Origin of the sequence: Kangiella sp. (assembly GCF_014762745.1) — a bacterium.
Lineage (GTDB): Bacteria > Pseudomonadota > Gammaproteobacteria > Enterobacterales > Kangiellaceae > Kangiella.
The window spans coordinates 23963-42160 of record NZ_JABURJ010000140.1 but is presented as its reverse complement, the minus strand read 5'-3'; the positions used below and the strand labels follow the sequence as shown (position 1 = coordinate 42160).

Annotated in this window: 18 protein-coding genes; 3 read left to right on the top strand and 15 right to left on the bottom strand. The window is 44.1% G+C overall.

Going from position 1 to position 18198, the window contains the following annotated elements; genetic code table 11:
- Positions 1-159 precede the first annotated feature (159 nt).
- Positions 160-615 (bottom strand): hypothetical protein, encoded by a 456-nt coding sequence (locus tag HUJ19_RS12445; protein WP_290624567.1) that lies wholly within the window; start codon positions 613-615, stop codon positions 160-162.
- Between the two features lie 10 nt (positions 616-625).
- Positions 626-925, bottom strand: a complete 300-nt coding sequence (locus HUJ19_RS12440; protein WP_290624565.1) for a type II toxin-antitoxin system HigB family toxin — start codon at positions 923-925, stop codon at positions 626-628.
- A gap of 232 nt (positions 926-1157) precedes the next feature.
- Between HUJ19_RS12440 and HUJ19_RS12435 the strand changes: the two genes are divergently transcribed.
- The gene (locus tag HUJ19_RS12435; protein WP_290624563.1) at positions 1158-2576 is read left to right on the top strand and encodes a nodulation protein NfeD; all 1419 of its coding nucleotides are present in this window, start codon (positions 1158-1160) and stop codon (positions 2574-2576) included.
- A 20-nt stretch (positions 2577-2596) separates the two neighbouring features.
- Positions 2597-3346 (top strand): slipin family protein, encoded by a 750-nt coding sequence (locus HUJ19_RS12430; RefSeq protein ID WP_290624561.1) that lies wholly within the window; start codon positions 2597-2599, stop codon positions 3344-3346.
- Between the two features lie 46 nt (positions 3347-3392).
- Here the strand turns inward: HUJ19_RS12430 and HUJ19_RS12425 are convergent, their stop codons facing one another.
- The 12 genes from HUJ19_RS12425 to tssC all read right to left on the bottom strand — a co-directional run bounded on the left by HUJ19_RS12425 (position 3393) and on the right by tssC (position 16937).
- Positions 3393-4826: a DUF2235 domain-containing protein gene (locus HUJ19_RS12425; RefSeq protein ID WP_290624560.1), complete on the bottom strand. Its 1434-nt coding sequence runs from the start codon at positions 4824-4826 to the stop codon at positions 3393-3395.
- Between the two features lie 2 nt (positions 4827-4828).
- Positions 4829-5932 carry a hypothetical protein gene (locus tag HUJ19_RS12420; protein ID WP_290624558.1) on the bottom strand — a complete coding sequence of 368 codons (1104 nt, stop codon included), beginning with the start codon at positions 5930-5932 and terminating at the stop codon, positions 4829-4831.
- A gap of 14 nt (positions 5933-5946) precedes the next feature.
- Positions 5947-6333, bottom strand: a complete 387-nt coding sequence (locus HUJ19_RS12415; protein ID WP_290624557.1) for a hypothetical protein — start codon at positions 6331-6333, stop codon at positions 5947-5949.
- Between the two features lie 10 nt (positions 6334-6343).
- Complete coding sequence (locus HUJ19_RS12410; RefSeq protein WP_290624555.1) at positions 6344-6625, bottom strand: PAAR domain-containing protein; 282 nt, start codon at positions 6623-6625, stop codon at positions 6344-6346.
- Positions 6622-7134, bottom strand: a complete 513-nt coding sequence (locus HUJ19_RS12405) for a DUF4123 domain-containing protein (RefSeq protein WP_290624554.1) — start codon at positions 7132-7134, stop codon at positions 6622-6624. Before HUJ19_RS12405 ends, HUJ19_RS12410 begins: the two co-directional genes overlap by 4 nt.
- 20 nt (positions 7135-7154) lie before the next feature.
- Positions 7155-9248: a type VI secretion system Vgr family protein gene (locus HUJ19_RS12400; protein ID WP_290624553.1), complete on the bottom strand. Its 2094-nt coding sequence runs from the start codon at positions 9246-9248 to the stop codon at positions 7155-7157.
- Between the two features lie 73 nt (positions 9249-9321).
- Complete coding sequence (locus HUJ19_RS12395) at positions 9322-9795, bottom strand: type VI secretion system tube protein Hcp (RefSeq protein ID WP_290624551.1); 474 nt, start codon at positions 9793-9795, stop codon at positions 9322-9324.
- A gap of 151 nt (positions 9796-9946) precedes the next feature.
- Positions 9947-12601 carry a type VI secretion system ATPase TssH gene (tssH, locus tag HUJ19_RS12390; protein ID WP_290624550.1) on the bottom strand — a complete coding sequence of 885 codons (2655 nt, stop codon included), beginning with the start codon at positions 12599-12601 and terminating at the stop codon, positions 9947-9949.
- 13 nt (positions 12602-12614) lie between these two features.
- Entirely contained in the window at positions 12615-13409 is a 795-nt protein-coding gene (locus tag HUJ19_RS12385; protein ID WP_290624548.1) for a type VI secretion system baseplate subunit TssG, read from the bottom strand.
- Between the two features lie 11 nt (positions 13410-13420).
- The gene (gene tssF / locus HUJ19_RS12380) at positions 13421-15193 is read right to left on the bottom strand and encodes a type VI secretion system baseplate subunit TssF (protein ID WP_290624547.1); all 1773 of its coding nucleotides are present in this window, start codon (positions 15191-15193) and stop codon (positions 13421-13423) included.
- A complete protein-coding gene (gene tssE / locus HUJ19_RS12375) occupies positions 15186-15614 on the bottom strand; it encodes a type VI secretion system baseplate subunit TssE (protein ID WP_290624545.1) in 429 nt (142 codons plus the stop codon). The genes tssF and tssE overlap by 8 nt, the downstream gene beginning before the upstream one ends.
- A 3-nt stretch (positions 15615-15617) precedes the next feature.
- Complete coding sequence (tssC, locus tag HUJ19_RS12370; RefSeq protein WP_290624543.1) at positions 15618-16937, bottom strand: type VI secretion system contractile sheath large subunit; 1320 nt, start codon at positions 16935-16937, stop codon at positions 15618-15620.
- Positions 16938-17199: 262 nt separating this feature from the next.
- On the opposite strand from tssC, the gene HUJ19_RS12365 reads away from it, so the two are divergent.
- Positions 17200-17592: a DUF3224 domain-containing protein gene (locus HUJ19_RS12365; protein WP_290624542.1), complete on the top strand. Its 393-nt coding sequence runs from the start codon at positions 17200-17202 to the stop codon at positions 17590-17592.
- Positions 17593-17664: 72 nt separating this feature from the next.
- Here the strand turns inward: HUJ19_RS12365 and HUJ19_RS12360 are convergent, their stop codons facing one another.
- Positions 17665-18030 (bottom strand): hypothetical protein, encoded by a 366-nt coding sequence (locus HUJ19_RS12360; protein WP_290624540.1) that lies wholly within the window; start codon positions 18028-18030, stop codon positions 17665-17667.
- Positions 18031-18198: the final 168 nt, after the last annotated feature.

Below are 18198 nucleotides of genomic sequence, written 5' to 3'. Positions count from 1 at the left end.
CCCCGGGCCACCATTATTCAGAAAGCCTGACTAGAAATAGTCGGGCTTTTTTGTGTTCGTAATATATTACAAATTTTCTCTGTGATTTTTCTAACAAAAAATAACAGAGCCATACGGCTCTTTTATTCAATCAACTTTCTTTGTAAGTTAGCTTATTGCTTACACATCTTTTTGCTCACACACAAAAAACCAGGCTGGGTTTAAATTAAATCGTTCTGATAATGATTGAATGTGTGACTTAGTTAAGCTTCTACTTCCGGAAAGAATTCTGGAAACTAATGAACGGTCACCAATTTCAGGAAAGTCTGCACCAGTTAAGTTGTATTGCTGCATCAATAATCTCAGTACAGCCACTTCGGAACCAACACTCATTGCTTCTTGTTCAAACTGGACGATATCAGGATCTTTACTTTCATACCTTTCAATAGCGTGGGCAATAATCTCAATTAGACCATTTATAGAATCATCTTGCCCATCCTCGGCCTCTTCAAGCAGCTCTTCAATAAACGCTAAGCTTTCTTGATAATGCTCATCATCTTTTATATTGATATAGTCCCTGGCCACCTCTGAAAACTGCTGGTAGCTGGACTTAATAACTTCGGCTATCTGTGACATATCAATCACCTTACCTATACTTTTGGCAAAGTTTATCGTACTCGGCATGAGTTACGATGTGCTTTACATAAAACCTGTTATTGAGGAATTGGATGAAGGCTAACAACCTTAAATTGTTGCCGCCAATATCAATAACCCACCACTTATCCTTGTATTTAAAGTTATCCAATGAAGGAAATAACTGACGTAGCTGATCAGGCGTTTCGAACGTATTCGCTCTTAAAACTCTATACGCATCCATAATCGCGACCCTGTCATTCGGATACTTAACACAGGCCTCCATAAAGGGCCTTTTCGTTATAATGTGCATCAAATTACTTTGTTTCCATTTTGTCAACGATTATACTTCGCGTTTCCATTTTGTCAACCTTGAGCCTTTGCATTTTCTCCACTCTTTGCCCCTACTTTTCTTTTTCACAAAAACCTCACTCTTGACATAGCACCTTTGTATTCCGCATGCATTCGCGCTACATTATTCCTATGGCATGAAGCCATGAATTCCTGCTTCCCGATCTTGGGGGCTTTAGCTAGAAGGATTTGGTATGAAACAGGCTTTTTATATTGCGCTGTCTTTTCTACTTCTGTGCTTTTCTGCGCAGCAGCTTCATTCTGCTGAAACAAACTCGCCTAAACGCGCCATGCAACTGACGCTTGATGGTTCGGTCAACCCGGCAATAGCCCATTTTCTGGTGCAGAATATTGAGGAAGCAGCTGAGCAGGATTATCACTTGATAATTATCAAGGTGAACACCCCTGGCGGGCTGGATCTGGCTATGCGTGACATTATTCGCGCCATTTTGTCGTCGCCGGTTCCGGTTGCGACTTACGTTTATCCGCCTGGATCGCGCGCAGCCAGTGCTGGCACTTATATTCTGTATGCAAGCCATGTATCAGCAATGGCCCCGGCCACTAACCTTGGCGCGGCAACGCCTGTATCTATCGGCGGCATGCCCTCTCCCGATCAGCCAAACCAGCCAGAACAAGACAAAAAACCAACACAAGACGGGGAAAACTCAGAAAAGTCTAACGATCAACCCACTCAGTCCGCGCCATCTAATAAAACCGCCATGGAAAAGAAGGTCATCAATGATGCCGAAGCCTATCTAAGAAGTCTTGCCGATTACCATGGTCGCAATATTGACTGGGTTCGTAATGCTGTGCGTGAGGGAGAGAGTTTATCTTCGAATGAGGCGTTGGAAATTGGCGTAATTGACCTCATCGCAGAAAATCCGCAACAGCTTCTGGCTATGATAGATGGGAAATCGGTTCGTCTGCCTAGCGGACAAGTCAAAATAGATACTGAAGGCATGACCATAGAAGACGTTGAGATTGACTGGAAGACACAACTTCTCAGCATTATCAGCGATCCCAATATCGCCTACATTCTACTGATCGTTGGTATCTATGGACTGATCTTTGAAGGTTACAACCCCGGAACCTTTATTCCTGGCGTCATAGGCGCAATCTGCCTGCTGCTTGCTTTCTATGCGCTGCAAATCATGCCAGTAAACTATGTCGCGGCAGGCCTGCTAGTGTTAGGCATTGCCCTGCTGGTGGTCGAGGCATTTGCGCCCAGCTTTGGCATACTCGGCGTAGGTGGCATCATCGCCTTTATTCTGGGTTCCTTCCTGCTCTTTAACGAGCCGGAAACAGGTATGGCTATCGCCATGCCAATCCTCATCTTCGTCACAATCGTCAGTGTTATCTTGCTGAGCTTTGTGCTTAGCCTTGCCATTCGAGCAAGACATCGTCCCGTGGTCACAGGCACAGATGAAATGCTGTCAGAAATTGGCATAGTCGAGCATGACTTTGAGGGCAAAGGATGGATTAAGATTCATGGAGAAATCTGGAAAGCCCGTAGCTCACAACCCTTAAAAGCAGGACAGCGAGTCAAAGTAGTAGCCGTTAATGATTTAGATTTAGACGTCATCCCCATCACGGATGACAAACCCAAACTTTAAGCTCAATAGAAGGATTTATTATGAACATTTTCTATCCGATTATTCTTGCGCTGATCATACTGACAGTCGCCAGCATGTTTAAGATTCTTCGTGAATATGAACGCGGCGTAATCTTCATGCTGGGCCGCTTCTGGAAAGTCAAAGGCCCAGGCCTCATCATCCTGATCCCTTTCGTGCAACAAATCGTGCGTGTCGATTTACGGATTATTGTCATGGACGTTCCCACACAGGATGTGATTTCGCGTGATAACGTTTCAGTGAAAGTTAACGCAGTAGTTTACTTCCGTGTGATCGATCCGCAGAAAGCGATTATCAATGTCGAACACTATTTTGATGCCACCAGCCAGCTCGCGCAAACTACCTTACGCTCCGTCTTAGGCCAACATGAACTGGACGAAATGCTCGCCTCGCGCGAAAAGCTCAACGAAGACATTCAGGAAATCCTCGACAGCCAGACTGATGCCTGGGGCATTAAAGTTTCCAATGTGGAAATTAAACACGTTGATCTCGACGAAAGCATGATTCGAGCCATCGCCCAACAGGCCGAAGCAGAACGCCGCCGTCGCGCCAAAGTGATTCACGCACAAGGTGAGATGGAAGCCTCGCAAAAACTATTTGAAGCTGCTCAGGTTCTAGGGCAAAAAGAAGAAGCACTGCAACTTAGGTACTTACAAACCCTGACAGAGATTGCAGGCGAAAACAGCAACACCATCGTCTTCCCATTGCCGATTGATCTGATGAAAAAGTTCATGAGCAATAAAGACTCTTAGCCAATACTCAAACAGGCAAATAGCTTCTAACTATTTGCCTGCTTTTTCATACAGCAAGATTTTCCGTATTAATTTCAGCGCCATAAGCATCCTGTCTGTCATTAGCTTCTGGATCCACAGCCTTATGAGGCTCGTTGTCGAAAACTGTTCTAATGTGCCCTTCAGATGGCTCATTTGCCAGGTCACCAAAAAATGACTTTATTTTGAAGATAGGCGCCCTGTCTTCTGGGTCCACATCCGACTGATGAACATAGTTGGCGTATATATAAACCTCATCGACTTGTGGCGTGGCTTCACCCTTTAATAGTCCCTCTGCATAGTCTTTTAGGTCTTCCGGTATTTTATGTTCTGCATCATCAAGTAAAGGCTCAAAGGGTACCTCAGCTTCCACAGCTCGTTTGTGCATAAGACGTAAATATACATTTGCGAGCTGCTTTTTTACCTCTTTTTTTCCAACCAACCAGATTGCGTTACCTCGCCTTTCCTCTGTAACTGTGTACCCGACCCTTTCAGCTTCCTGGCGTATAGTTTCAATCTCATCATCACTATATAAATATTTCACTCTATACACATCTTGATTAACTCTTCCAACACGGTCAAAGGCACTTGCTCGTTGGCCATGTCTCAATTCTAGACGAGCTATACGGGCCAACTTATTTTCGAACTCCCCTTCATCTTCAGCATAGCCACCACCTATGTCCGAATGAACACCGATAAACTCTTGCTGTTTCAAACCACCGCCATCAAAGGGAGTCAGGCTACTTAATGGGAAGTTCTTACGAACTTCGTCTCTGGCCGTGAAATGCTCAACGTAATCAGCCGAAGCCGCATTTAGATGAAAGTTAAACGGTTGAATCACATTTTGATAGTATGGGACTTCAACCTCTCGACTTCTACGACGAACAGTTCGCACTCCCGCTTCAACTTCCCACTCAGCATTATTAATGTTGTCGCCAGCTCGGTCTTTCTTAAACCCTAGAGCACCAGCCCAACCATCAGCAAACGATGCGACTGTATCGTAGATACCCACAAACCCAACTTTTACATTCGGCCCAGCCGCTCGGTCATGGATCTCATTTACAAAATGTCGCGCTTGTGCCGCGCCACGACTAAAGCCAAAAACATCGACAATAAACTCTTTGGCACAAGGCCTTTCATCAAAGAACTCCGCCGTTTTCCTTATTGCTCTATGAACACGCTGAATTGCCCCATCGCCTAAAGCAAGACCGGATAACTCATAGTCAACTTCATCCACTCCATCAATTGTACCCACCCCATTTTCGTAGAAGTATCGATAATGATGTAATTTCTCTTTATCCTCGAACCTGTAGTAGCGCTCAGATAATTTTGCAATATTTGTCGCTTTTCCTCTAGGTGTATCATTTTCTTTATTATTGCCCGTACCATCGAAAAAAACACCTATCCTCATTACCCAAGGACACTGTTGTGGATACTCGTTTGGACTATTTCTACTACTCATTATTATTCCTTGTTCTGAGGAGCTCCCGGATACCAGTCATCAAATAGTTCCACTGGCCCCGTATAGGTTCCATTTTCCATCGCTTTTTTTGCCTGTTCTAAACAATCAAGCCGATAGTGCTCACCCTCAATAAAAGATTTATATTTTGTTACTACTTCATCTGTCTTTTTGCCAACCCCCTCACCAAGTATCATGATGTCATCTTGTGCTTTAACATACTCGCCCTTTGCTAATTTTACCCATACTGTATTGTTTGGTCTGATATCAATAATTATTGTAGAGTCTGGCCGGCTATCTAACTCAGGGTCATACCACGGAGGGAAAAAATAAAGATTATTCATTACTTTTTCGCCTGGTAATTCTACCCTAGCTTTATAATTACTTTTATCCGCCCATGAATACCACTTTATATCAATATATTCAGTTGGTGGCACAGAGTATAGCGACTCACTACCAGAACCCCAGTTATGATTTGCACTACAACCGAGAGAGCCTGTAACTGAGCCTCCTCCACTGCCATCTAAGTACACACTTTCTATTTGCACATCACTTTCAGAACTATTATTTGCTGATATGGTTATAAATGGCTTAACTTTTCCCCGTTTTTTCTTCTTATATGTTGGTTCTTTTAGGCTAATTTTTAATATTTTCTCGATATCTACACCGTTGGGTAACCTATCCTCAACCCCTTTCTTTACCAAGTATCTAAATCCATCTCTTAGTCTTACGAAATCGCTAAACCTATCATCACGCAAAAACTTGCGTATATTTTCTTCAACATCCTCATCATCCATAAATGCAGCGCCAAGCTTTTGAGTGAAGTTGATATAGCTATACAGCTTTTCACCGTAGCCATAGCCATATTTATCTGCTGAATACAGCGCATAATCTAACCAGATTAACTTTTCGTTATCAGTAAGATTTCGCCAGAAGTCCGGTTTTTTCTTATCAATATATTCTTTTATTTTTTCTATTCTTTTGTCTTCCGTCTCTGAGTTACTAATATATTTAAACTTATAGTCTTTTTGCGTCGGATTTGTCTCTTGTGTTGCGGCACATCCACACACCAACAGTAATGACAATAGTAGTAGACTGAATAATCTCATTATTTTCCTCTGGTTTAGGCTTGAGCTGGCTTTGGGTAAGTCACTTTGGGACAGTTTTTATCAATATATCGATTAGTGTCTCTGACTCTGACGTAGGGGGAGAAATTGCTGTCGCTGATAAACCTTATCAGGTTGTCATCAACTTCGGGATCTGCAATGAAGTCTTTTCCAATCTTACAGACAATATCCAGATAGCCTTCGATTAGAAACTCATTTCCGAAATGCAGTTTTTTAGCATCGACCACTACAGAGTCTATCCACTCAAGAACTTCCTGGTCAGTTAATTCTTTCCAGAAATCAGGATAATTGGATCGGATTCTTTCTTTCTGTGCTTCGAGAAATTTCCGATAATAATTATCTACGAATAGTTTTTTGATTTTTGATAGTTTCTTTTCTTCCATGGCTAGCCAACTATTCCACTTTGACCAATGATTCACCTTTGTCGATAAATCCACCTATGGCAGTTTTATCGCCTATCCTTGCTACAGGCTTACCATTGATTTTAACAACGCTGGAGCCTGTTACTATGGTATCTATGGTGTCATCGCAGGTTATCTTGTCTCCGACCACGGCCACTGGCTTTCCATTTACTTTGACTAAGGTTTGTGCAGCCTGTATTGGGCCATTTTTATGAATGCTATTTTTTGTTCCCTTGCAGGTGTGGGTATGTCCATTTAATGCTATCGATTTCATTCTTTACTTCCGATTATCCACTTAGCGTATTGTTCATTGTTATCTTTCATGACGATAACAGTATCGGGATAGATTTCTGTGACTATGCTATCAGTTGCTGACTCTTCACTCTCCATCAGCTGTCTTAACACCACAGGATCATAATGTCTGAAAAGACTCACCTTTCCTTTTTCATCTTTCTGATATATCCATTCTGAAAGTTTGTTTACCCATTCTTGGTGACATAGTTCACTGGCGATTACAAAGCCCACATCTTCATTGATTATGTCATCGATAATCCAGCTTGTATCTTCAGCTTCTAAGTCTAGCAAGTATGGCGCTACTGCTTTTAGCTCCTGTCTCCTGTCCTTCACAAACAGACTGCTATACTTATCTTTTCTGCCTTTGATATGCGCAAACAGGGTTTCATTCTTTGCTGCATCAATAATCGCGTAGTTTCTTATACCAAGACTTGCTTTCTCAAGCTGCTCCTTTAGCTCTGCTTTGCTTAATGACTGTTTGCTCAACATTGCAAATCCTTGCTTCGTGTCTAGCTATTATTCTCGCACTCTTCGCAGAATGGTAAGCCTTCATTTGCAGCACCTTTTAGTGCTTCAATCTGGCTTGCTGAACCTGATCCGAGATTGATAGCAGAACCTTTGATATTGATCTCTTTACCTTCAATGGTAATGCCACTGCTATCAATAATAATGCTTCCACCTGGCCCTGCAATTGCTAATGTATCAGAAGCCTGCAACAGATATTTGTTAGTTCTGGTAAAGATTTTTTCCACCGCTTCCAATGTATATTTGCCAGCTACTTTGTGCTCGTAGTGCCCTCCTACTTCTTGTGAGTGATTGGCATAGACATAGTCTTTCTGATGGTTGTTGACGGTATTGATGGAATCTTTTTCAATTTCTACAGTTCGGTTCTTGCCAATCTTGAGCACACTATCATTACCAATCTGAACGGCCTGGTTATTCCCAATCTCTATTTCTTCGTCATTACCAACTTTTTCTTTGCGGTCATTTTTGACTTCTACTGTTTCATCATTATCGATGGTTTTTCGACGGTTATTACCTACCCAATGGAACTCTTCATTTTCCACTTCAATACTTTGGTTACGCTCGGCATGAATCAGCAGGTGCTCTGCTCCCTTGCGATCTTCAAAACGAATTTCGTTGGCGGTATCTTTGGTACCATCTGGTGTGCTGCGCGATATCCAGCCACTTTGAGTCTTGTTATTCGGTAGCTGGTAGGGTGGCATATTTCTTGCGTTATAGACGCGGCCTGTAATGATGGGCTTATCTGGATCACCATCTTCAAATTCAACCAGTACTTCCTGACCAATGCGAGGGATATTGATCCCTCCAAAGCCTGCGCCAGCCCATTGGTGTGAGACTCTCACCCAGCATGAGCTGTTTTCATCTTTTTTACCTTCTCGGTCCCAGTGAAACTGGATTCTGACGCGTCCGTACTGGTCGGTATAAATCTCTTCGCCTTCAGGACCCGTTACGACTGCGCTTTGCAGACCTTTGACTGATGGTTTCTGATAATTCACATCAGGCCTAAATTGTACATCCGACGGAATCAGCTGTGCTTTATTTTTAATTTCCTGCTTAGATTCGCTCGAATTCTTATAACTGTCATCTTCAGCGTAGTATTCCAGTTCGGTAACCAGATAGCTGTTCCCAATTTCATTGATATTTTCATGTTTCGCTATTGAGTAGACATGACCAACTTTGAGATCACGAATATTGCTCTCGGCATAGACTTCCAATTGATGCTTTTGAATCGCTTCAAGTCTTTTTGCTGTTTCGGTTTGTCCATCACTTTTATTCTGATAGTCACCCGGGTAGCGATAGACTTCCATATTGTCAGCAGCTAGAGCTTCATTCTCAGAGCTCTCGTTTTCCACTCTTAACGAGCTGGCAGGGTGTTTGAAATCGTAGCTATTACTGCTGTATTTGGTGGGCAGCAACTGACTGCTGGTTTGCCATTCGCTGAAATGTTCCGATTCAAGAGTGCCGTAGCTCTGACTTAGCAGACCACTACCTTCACTTTCATATTGATTCTTATCGTCGAGCAAGATGAGCTGATGCTGATTGGCCTGCTGTTTGAAATGATAGAAAATTCCGGCTTCGGCCAGTAGTCGCTGCATAAAATCCAGATCGGTTTCCTGATACTGCACGCAGTATTCATGTACCGGATAACTCGCGGTCAACTTTGACTCAAACACCACCTGATGCTCAGCCAGCAGTTGCTCCACTATCTGTGGGATGGTTTTGCGTTGGTAGATTCTGATGTTTGTCCGCTGCGACAAAAGCCACAGTTGCGGCACCAGTTTTAATTCATATTGATACAGGGTGTCGGAGACTTTCCCTCGATGTCTTATCTCACACACAATACCATTAAAGGTACGCTCTCCGCCGTCATTCAACTCAAAGCTAAAATCGATAGCCTTACCCATCAGCTTATTTGGCTCTATAGCTGATAATTGCGAAAGACAGGTCAGGGTAAACTGATATGGCCTGGATAGTGCTTCATTGCCCACTACTTTGGTCAGCAACAGCGTATCGTTGCCAAGCTCAGTGTCAATGCGGATTAAACGGTTGGTTTGTGAGAATTTTTCGAAGAGACCCATCAACGATCCTTGTATACATTAAATGGTACTGAGAAAAAAATACGACACAGCCTGAACTGTGCCGTATCTGGTTTTACATCATAGAAGCTTTAGCAACATCATAACCATTGCTAATTGGACTACTAGCTTTATGGTCATCGTCATACGGTGTGTATTTCTGTTCAATCTTAGTAAAGCTCAATGTGATTTCTTCAACTGGACGCTCGCCATCAGAATTCACACGGTATCCACTAATCATGCAGTCACTCAATACATACTCCATGTAGCTCTCTAGAGTATCGCCCGTTTTAGTCAGGTGTAACTCAACTTTCTTACCTTTACCAACGCATGCCTCTTTAAACAGGTATGGCGTTGTGTTGTCCATGTATTTCGTTACACGCAACTCGCTAACGTCCGCTGAAGTAGCTTCACGATCCTTGCTGGTACCTACTCGAGCAGTAATACCACGCTGAACACCCCAATCGATTGATAGCACATCAATCCAATCTTCGTGTCCTTTTGCAGTAGCTTCACCCTTGATGTTGTCATAATTCATGAAAATCGACATGAATATTACTCCTTTTTTGTTTTGACTATATTCCGCTTAAAAAAGCATCATTTGCGACCTGATATATCAGATACATCCGAGATACTATCGTTTACTTCAAAATTTTCAACTCTTTTTTTACTGATCGCAGTTTTTTTTGAAATAGGTCATATTATTGTGCCGTCAATTCTGGCGATTGCTGCTGACTGGTCTCCTGCGCTGGCAAATATGCTTCCGTGCTTATCTCCAGTTCGCCATCTTTCAGCAGCACGGTAACATTCTGCAGCTCATCTTCCTGCAGCAGGCGGGTCAGGAAATAATCGGAAATTTGCGGCAGGATACTCTGCTGAATGATTTTCTGGATATTACGAGCGCCAGAGTCAGTTTCTGTGCAGCGTTCGACAATATTCTCAATCAGTTCGTCAGCAAAGGTGCAGACCACCTTATAGGAATCCCTAACCCGATCGCTTACTTTAGCCAACTGAATTTTCGTGATATCCCGCAGGATCTCCTGGTCCAGCGCCTTGTAGGCCAGCAAGGTGGCGCGCCCAAGGAAGGCAGGCTTGAAATAGGGCAACAAATCCTGATGCAAAACCTGAGTCAGTTCTTCATATTCCTGCTCTGGCGTAGTCTCGACAGCTTCTTCATCATCAGCCTCTAATCGCGCATAATCCATCATGGTTTCAGTTCCGGCATTAGTGGTCATCAGGATCACACTATTTTTGAAGTCGATATCTCGGCCTTCGCCGTCTTTCATCATGCCCTTATCAAATACCTGAAAGAACACCTCCTGTACGCCCGGATGTGCCTTTTCCATCTCATCCAGTAGTATCACTGAATAGGGATTGCGTCTTACTGCCTCGGTCAGGATGCCGCCTTCACCATAACCGATATAACCCGGAGGCGAACCCATCAAGAGTGATACCTTATGCTCTTCCTTAAACTCCGACATATTAATCGTTATCACGTTTCTCTCGCTACCATAAAGGGTCTCAGCCAAAGCCAATGCAGTCTCCGTTTTACCGACACCGCTTGGGCCAGCGAGCATGAAAACTCCACGTGGCTTGTTTGGATCCATCAGCTTGGCGGCTGACACGCGCATACTTTGCGCAATGGCTTTCAGGGCCAAATCCTGGCCACGCACACGCTCCGTCAGCTGCTCTTCCAGTTCCAGCACCTGATTGATATTCTGCTTTTTCATTTTGCCGACAGGAATGCCTGTCCAGTCTGAAACGATGGTCGCAATTACCGCCTCATTGACAGTTTCAAAGACCATTGGACTTCCTTGTTGCACAAAATCAAGCTCAGCCCTTAATTTTTCCAGTTGCCCTGGCTTCTTTTCTTCCTGCTCGTGATAGGCATGTATCTTTTTAACTATCGCCAGTTCCGCCTGCCACTTGTCGTTTAAACCTTGCAGCGTCTTTTGCTCCTGCTCAATCAATGCCTTGAGCTCTGCCACTCGCTCCTCATGAGTCCCCTCAATTTCACAGATGGCCAGTTCTTTTTGCCAGCTTTCTACGGATTTCTCACTTGCCTCGATCACTGCCGGTTTGGCATTCTGGCTCAGGTTGACTCGGGCACAGGCAGTATCTAGTAGGCTCACCGATTTATCTGGCAGCTGCCTTGAAGGGATGTAGCGTTGTGATAACAGGACACAACTGGTCAGGGCTTCATCAAGAATATGCACCTTATGATGTTTTGCCATTACTTCCGAAACGCCACGCATGATATCAATGGCAGTACTGACATCCGGCTCTTCAACCTTTACCACCTGGAAACGTCTCGATAGGGCGGCATCTTTCTCGAAGTATTTTTTATATTCGGCCCAGGTGGTGGCGGCAATCACTCTTAACTCACCTCTGGCCAATGCAGGTTTTAACAGATTGGCCGCGTCATTCTGGCCTTCTGCACCACCGGCTCCAATCATGGTATGAGCTTCATCAATGAACAAAATTACCGGCTTGATGGAAGACTTTACATCGGCAATTACCTGCTTCAGGCGGTTCTCAAACTCACCTTTTACGCCAGCCCCGGCCTGCAATAACCCCATGTCCAATACTCGGATCGATACGTTATGTAATACCTCAGGAACTTCTTTGCTGATAATTTTCTGTGCCAGACCTTCCACTACCGCTGTTTTACCGACACCCGCTTCACCGGTCAGGATTGGATTGTTCTGACGACGCCTGGTCAAAATATCGATCATCTGTCTGACTTCATTTTCGCGCCCTAGAACCGGATCCAGTTCACCCGCCTGCGCCTGCTGGGTCAGATCAATCGTATATTGCTCCAGCGCCTTTTGGCTGCCAGCTTTTTTTATCGCTGCATCTTGTGGCTGACTGCCGATATTTTCGCTGCTACCTGATACTATGGTGGCAAAGTCGGCTTCCAGCTCTGCACAATCAATCTTACTCAGTTCCTTGCTCATGCCAGACATCAAAAACGACAGGCTGTCATCGTTGCACAGCACTAAGAATAAGTGACCCGAACGAACACTGTTACTTTGCTGGTTAATCGAGGCAGAAACCCAGGCCTTCTGTATCATCTTCATCAGATACTCGGATAAAGCCGGTGCGTGTCCATTACCAGTTTTAAACTGCTGTTCTGCTTTTAAGATATCCTGTTCCAGCAGATCACTATTGACTGCAAAGTACTTCAAAATTTCATGCACATCATTGGTTTCGCTTTTTAACAGCTCAATTAACCAGTGCTGTATTTCCACATAATAATGGGTCTTGCTAAAACAGGTAGCCACTGCCTTTTCCAGCGAAGACTTACATTCATCATTTAACTTTTCGATTAAATTCCGTATTTCTTTGTTTGCCATTGTCGTTTCCTTTTTATAAAACTACTTGAGTTGTTTCATTCAAATTACCAAGCCAGCTATCAGCGCCCAGTTCTGAGCCACCGTTAGCAGAACTCAGTTGTGCAGCTTTGCCTAGATTAGGATTGATTACTGCTGCTACTTCATATTCAATTGCAGAGTCCAGATAGCTATTAATCATCTGTTTAATAGCCTTCGACTGTTGTTTCATCTCCAGCCATTTTTGCTGGCCCAGCTGATCTCTAACGTATAATCGGATTACAAGTTTCTGCTCATAGTTCCACTGCTTTTCGCCAAGCATCACATCCAGTCCCAGGCGGTTAAAACTACCCGCGTTGCCCAGTCGGCTTTTGTGCTCATCAGGTATGGCCAACCAACTGCCGACACATTGTTCAATTTCAACCTTATCGAGATAGCCAACCAGCCAATGCTCTATAACTGTTTTGAGCGCTGCCGCTGTATTAACGGTAGTTGGCATCAGCCCGCAATAATAGGTGGCCGCCCGGTCGTTATTGGCTGACACCATTCTTGTTTGGTACAGACTACTGGCAATATCCAGATCATTGGCTGTATGACTTAACGCAGGTGCTAACTGACAACGCTTTTTTCCCTTCGCAAGCAGTTGATTCAATCGCCTGGTCAGCATTAACAGAAAGGTATCCGCACCTGCTCCCTGATCCTTGATGCTTTGCAGTATGTCCTGACTGAATATCTCCGGCAGCGGGCTATAGGCATCGAGTAAATTTAATCCCAGATTTTGCTGGTCTGATACTGCCCGGTGAAGATCAAGCACATCGCTTTGTCTAATCATTGCCGCCTCATTTATATAAACTGAATCTGACCCATGCGCGCCGGGTATCGCAGTTTTTGTTGATGTTGGCCATTAGTTACTATCTCTAACTCGGTAAAACTATTAATCGCGGTCAGTTCTGTTAACAGGCGACTTATCACCAAACCAAACAGATAGAGACTAAAGTTGCCAAAGGGCTCGGTTGATATCTGTACCGTTACTTTTTGCCCACTAATAAAACCGGAATGCTTTTTATCAAAGGCACGCTTAACTATTCGCTCAGTTTTGCAATCTGTAATCGCTTCAATCATCAAATTGATTTGATTATCCTTGTAGATATTTGCCTGCTGTAGAATTTCCTGTAAGGCCGCGACGCCATTAGTTGTGATGTAGCCGATCCCAGTCTTCTTCAACAATGACCAACGAGCCTGACCATTGTGCTCCACACTTTTTCCCGCACGCACAGTTTCAACCAACTCAACCGATTTTAATTCTGAGCGCGCTTCATGAAACTGTATCACCAGTTTTTGAGCTCTATTGATAACTCGGCTGATGTCCTTATGGTTTTTTACCCAGACCATCGGACAAATGATGTGTTCATCCTGCTCTTCGTTACCCAAAATGCTGAGCACCGTTTTACTGTAACTACCCTGCTGTGCCGATTTATGAATGCGCTTTGCTGACCATCTTAATGAGCCTTCTAGCTCAATCCCTGGCTGATAGGCGGCGGCCAGTGTTTGTCGCTCGGATTTTCCCTGTAAATAATCCACTCTATCGACTTTATAAACCTCAAGGATTTCTCCTTTACTTCCGCGCACCTCAATCTCACGCGTCTCATTGCCTTTTAACTTATAAGGCTCTGCAGCCTGCTGGAACAGATTGAGCACCGGCAGACAGCCATAGGCAAAACTCTTATGGGTAATTGCTTGCTCAAGTTCTGGATTGTCGGTCAGCAGATAAAGGTTTATGACCAATCTCTCGGTTGCCTTTAATTCAAGTTCCAGCTGGTCCAATAACAAATGCTCAAAGCTCTGTTGCGAATTCAATACTTCGCGTGCCAGTTGCATGGAGTCCAGTTGCTGATAACTTTTGGGTAACAGATTCAAATCGATATCAAAACCGGCCTTTTTCATTACACCGCTATCCAGCACCTTGCTGCAGTCACCATAAACTAGCTCAAGGCAAACTAGATCTCTTGCCATTGCCTGATACAGCAGGCTATTGATTCTCGGCTCATCATTTAGCTTCAGACCAATTTGATTGATTGCTATCACTTCATCCTTGGCCACTACTTTTTGTACTGCAAGCTCAATAGTTAGCTTTGCTTTAATGTGGCTACTGGCTTTGTGTTCTGGTTTTTCAAAGGGCAATCGGCTATAGGTTGCATTTACAATATCTATTGGCGCCAACTCTGTGCTGGCAGCTGTGGCAAAGGTCCACTCTTCGCCCTTATCATCGACGACACTGATTAACTCGCCTTTCTCTATTCGAGTAGTCGTCGTCAAACTACCATCCAGAACACATTTTATAGCGCTGGTTGCTGGAAAGGGTGCCTCCACATCAGGGTATAAAGTACCCATAATCGACTCAGCCAGTTCATCAACACCATCATCCAGCTTCTTACTGATTTTTGCGTTCAAAAATGCTACTGATTCAATGAGTCGATTTACATTCGGGTCGTCAATGCCCTTCTCATTAATCCCAAGGTTGGGCGCCAGACCAGGATTGGCCCGGGCAAACTCCACCGCTTCCTGCTTGATCGATTCCAGCTCACGCTCAAAGTAGCTCAGCAATCTGTCACTCATGATAGAGCTCCTTTATTTCGCTAGCATTTTCCATCACATCAATATTGGTTCTAATATTTATCTGCTCCTTGGTTTTCAGTTCAGCTTTAATATCCAGCCGTAACACTCGGTCTTCTTTATTCTTATTTTCCAGGATTTCGATAATCATATTTTCTATGCGCGGTTCATATTCCCTGATCACCTGATGGATCTGATTCGCCAGCTCTTTTCTTTCCTCTTCGGTACCAACGCTGCCAAAGTTAAAGTCATTAATGCCGTAGTTTAGAATCGACCTTTTTGCGTTAGGAAACTGCTCACCAGTCAGCAGCAGACTCTTTCGGGTATTCAGCATTCTTTTCAGGTCTTCACAGATCGACTTCGCCAGCCAGTCCTGCTCGCTGGTGATCTCTTTTCCGGTTAATCTTTCCCACAAACTTTCCATGCTCTACTCGCTATTTTTAATTTCTGTGGTAAAGCTGATTTTGCTTTCGATACCATCCAGCTGATAGTGCGGCTCAATCATCATCTGACACTCAAAGCTGCCCGGGCTGTTATGCTTGGCTGAAACTTTAATCTGTGCTGCTCGTAACGGATACTTGGCCTTGAGCTCCATCGAGGTGCTTTGGCTGGCCGAGACATATTGTCGCAACCATCGCTCCAGATATTGCTCGCATTCTTCCTCACTCAGGAACTTACCAATCTTTTGACGGCTAATGACTTTGATGTAATGAGCAAATCTTGAAACACATAAAATATATTGCAGCATTCCCGCCAGCTTACTTGAGGTGTTTTCCTGCTCTTTCACTTCAAAGATCGAATAGTTACTCTGGAATAGAAGATAAGGGGTATGCTTAATAATTGTGATTGGAATAAAGCCGCTGGCTTCCAGGGCTCTGGCCTGCCGCTCCTGAATCCAGGCACTGACCGGCGGAACCTTTATCACCAGCTCCGGATTTTCTTCATAAGGCAGGCCATCAACCATGCCACCGCCTACCTGATCGCGCTTCATGCCCCTAATCGTCACGTACCAGCCATATTCCGCAAAAGCGCGCATGGTCACCGCAGCAAAAGCAAAACAGCCATTAGCCCACAGCCTTTCGCGCTCATGTTTGATGGTTTCTTCGAACAGCAGTTGATTGTTGTAGAGGCTTCTCTGGTAACGCTTCCTGATTAAAATCTCCGGAATGACGCAACCCAGATAGCGACTTTCCGCTTCGGTTCGCAGGCTGTTCCATTCGCGATATTCGCTCTGCCGGAACAGATCCTTTAATTTCAGATTGGGGTGCAGACCAGCAAAACTGTCAATGCCGAAGAACTCAGCCTTGGTATTACAGATAAATGGCGCGAATGAGACTGCGGCTATCTTGCCCATGAGTTTCAGCACTTCGATATCGCTGATGATGCCCGGCCTGCGTTGCAACTGAATCTTGTAGCTTCCGATCAACAGGGAAAATGGCTCTCCACCGGGCCTGTCGTATTCCCCCTCATAGACCTTTTTGTAGATTTCGCTCTGCTCATAGTCCAGCACCTTGCCCAAATCCTTGGCAAGGGCCTGAAAACTGACATCCAGCACCTTTATTTTGAGCTTACGCTTGTTGCTGTAGCGCGCCTTTTCATGACAGAGATAGCTTACCGCCCGCCAGTCTGCCTCGAGTTTCTGAAATCTCGGATGATGCAGTATGGTGTTAACCGCTGTATTGAGATACTCGTCGATCTCTACGACCAGTCGCGTAATCAGGTCTACAAACTGCTGTAAATCACGCACAGCAACAGGTGGTTGCTCTAGATGGGGACTAAGCAATCCTTGCTGGGAGGCTTGTAAATTAGACGCGTTCAGCTCCATGCACTCGACAACGCTCTGTTATGGGGTTTTACGAAGCGTGCAAGTCTACCAGCTTGCGAGCACCATCTAAACTAGAAAAATGTGAAATATATCTGAAAGGTACAATTTGATGCTTAATTTCAATGCTTGATGTGATAACTGGCTTGTACTACATTGTGGAGACTTAATAGAGACAGAGGTTACTATGCAAATCAACGGAAGCTTCACAGTAACGCTAAACCCTTTAGAACCAAATATTAACGGCACAGACGGCATGACCTTTCGCCGCATGTCGATAGAAAAAGTCTTCACCGGCCCATTGGACGCCACCAGTAATGGCGAAATGCTCAGTGTTATGACCCCAACCAAAGGATCCGCGGGTTATATAGCTATTGAGCAGGTGGTTGGCTCACTAGAAGGAAAACAGGGCAGCTTTGTCCTACAGCATTACGGTGTGATGGAATTAGGAGCCGAGAAACTAACTCTCGAAGTTATCCCCGATTCGGGCGTGGGGCAGTTAGTAGGACTGTCTGGGCAGATGAATATTTATATTGAAGATGGCAATCACTTTTACGAGTTCGAGTATCAGTTGCCTTAACCTTATCTGTTTCACTACTATGACTACCCTGGCAGTTTTATTTTTGTATTAGCTGCCAGTCAGCCATAAATATTACTTTCTATGCCAACAAATGAATTCCCTATTGCTAGTGCAGCCCATTGCTTTTATCAGTTCTTCATTATCAAAGCCTGGTAGTGCTTGGTATTTCGGAATAAGCGCATCTTCTCCAGTGGCACCCTGAGGATAACTACAAAAACAATCGGTTGCTCTTAATACCCACCAGACATCTGCTCCCCATGGCCCAGAGTCATTCGTATGAACTTCTATGCTTTCCATTTTATCCCACAGGATTGTTTGTATCGTACCATCGGGATAAGCAACTGTAATAGTTCCATCTTTATCGGTTACAGTCACCTCAGCTTCAAACAGGGCCGACTTTTTTCTCTGCTGATACCAGTTTTTAATTCTTTTAAACATACGAGTCTAATTCACTATTGATTGATGCACCTAAATAATTGCCTTATCTAGCATTTATCTTGCATAGCAAGCTGGCTTGAATATAAACATATTATCAACTACTTGTGAGTTACTATACATTATTAGAGCAAAGCAAAGCCTAATTTGTAAAATATATTGTAAATTCAT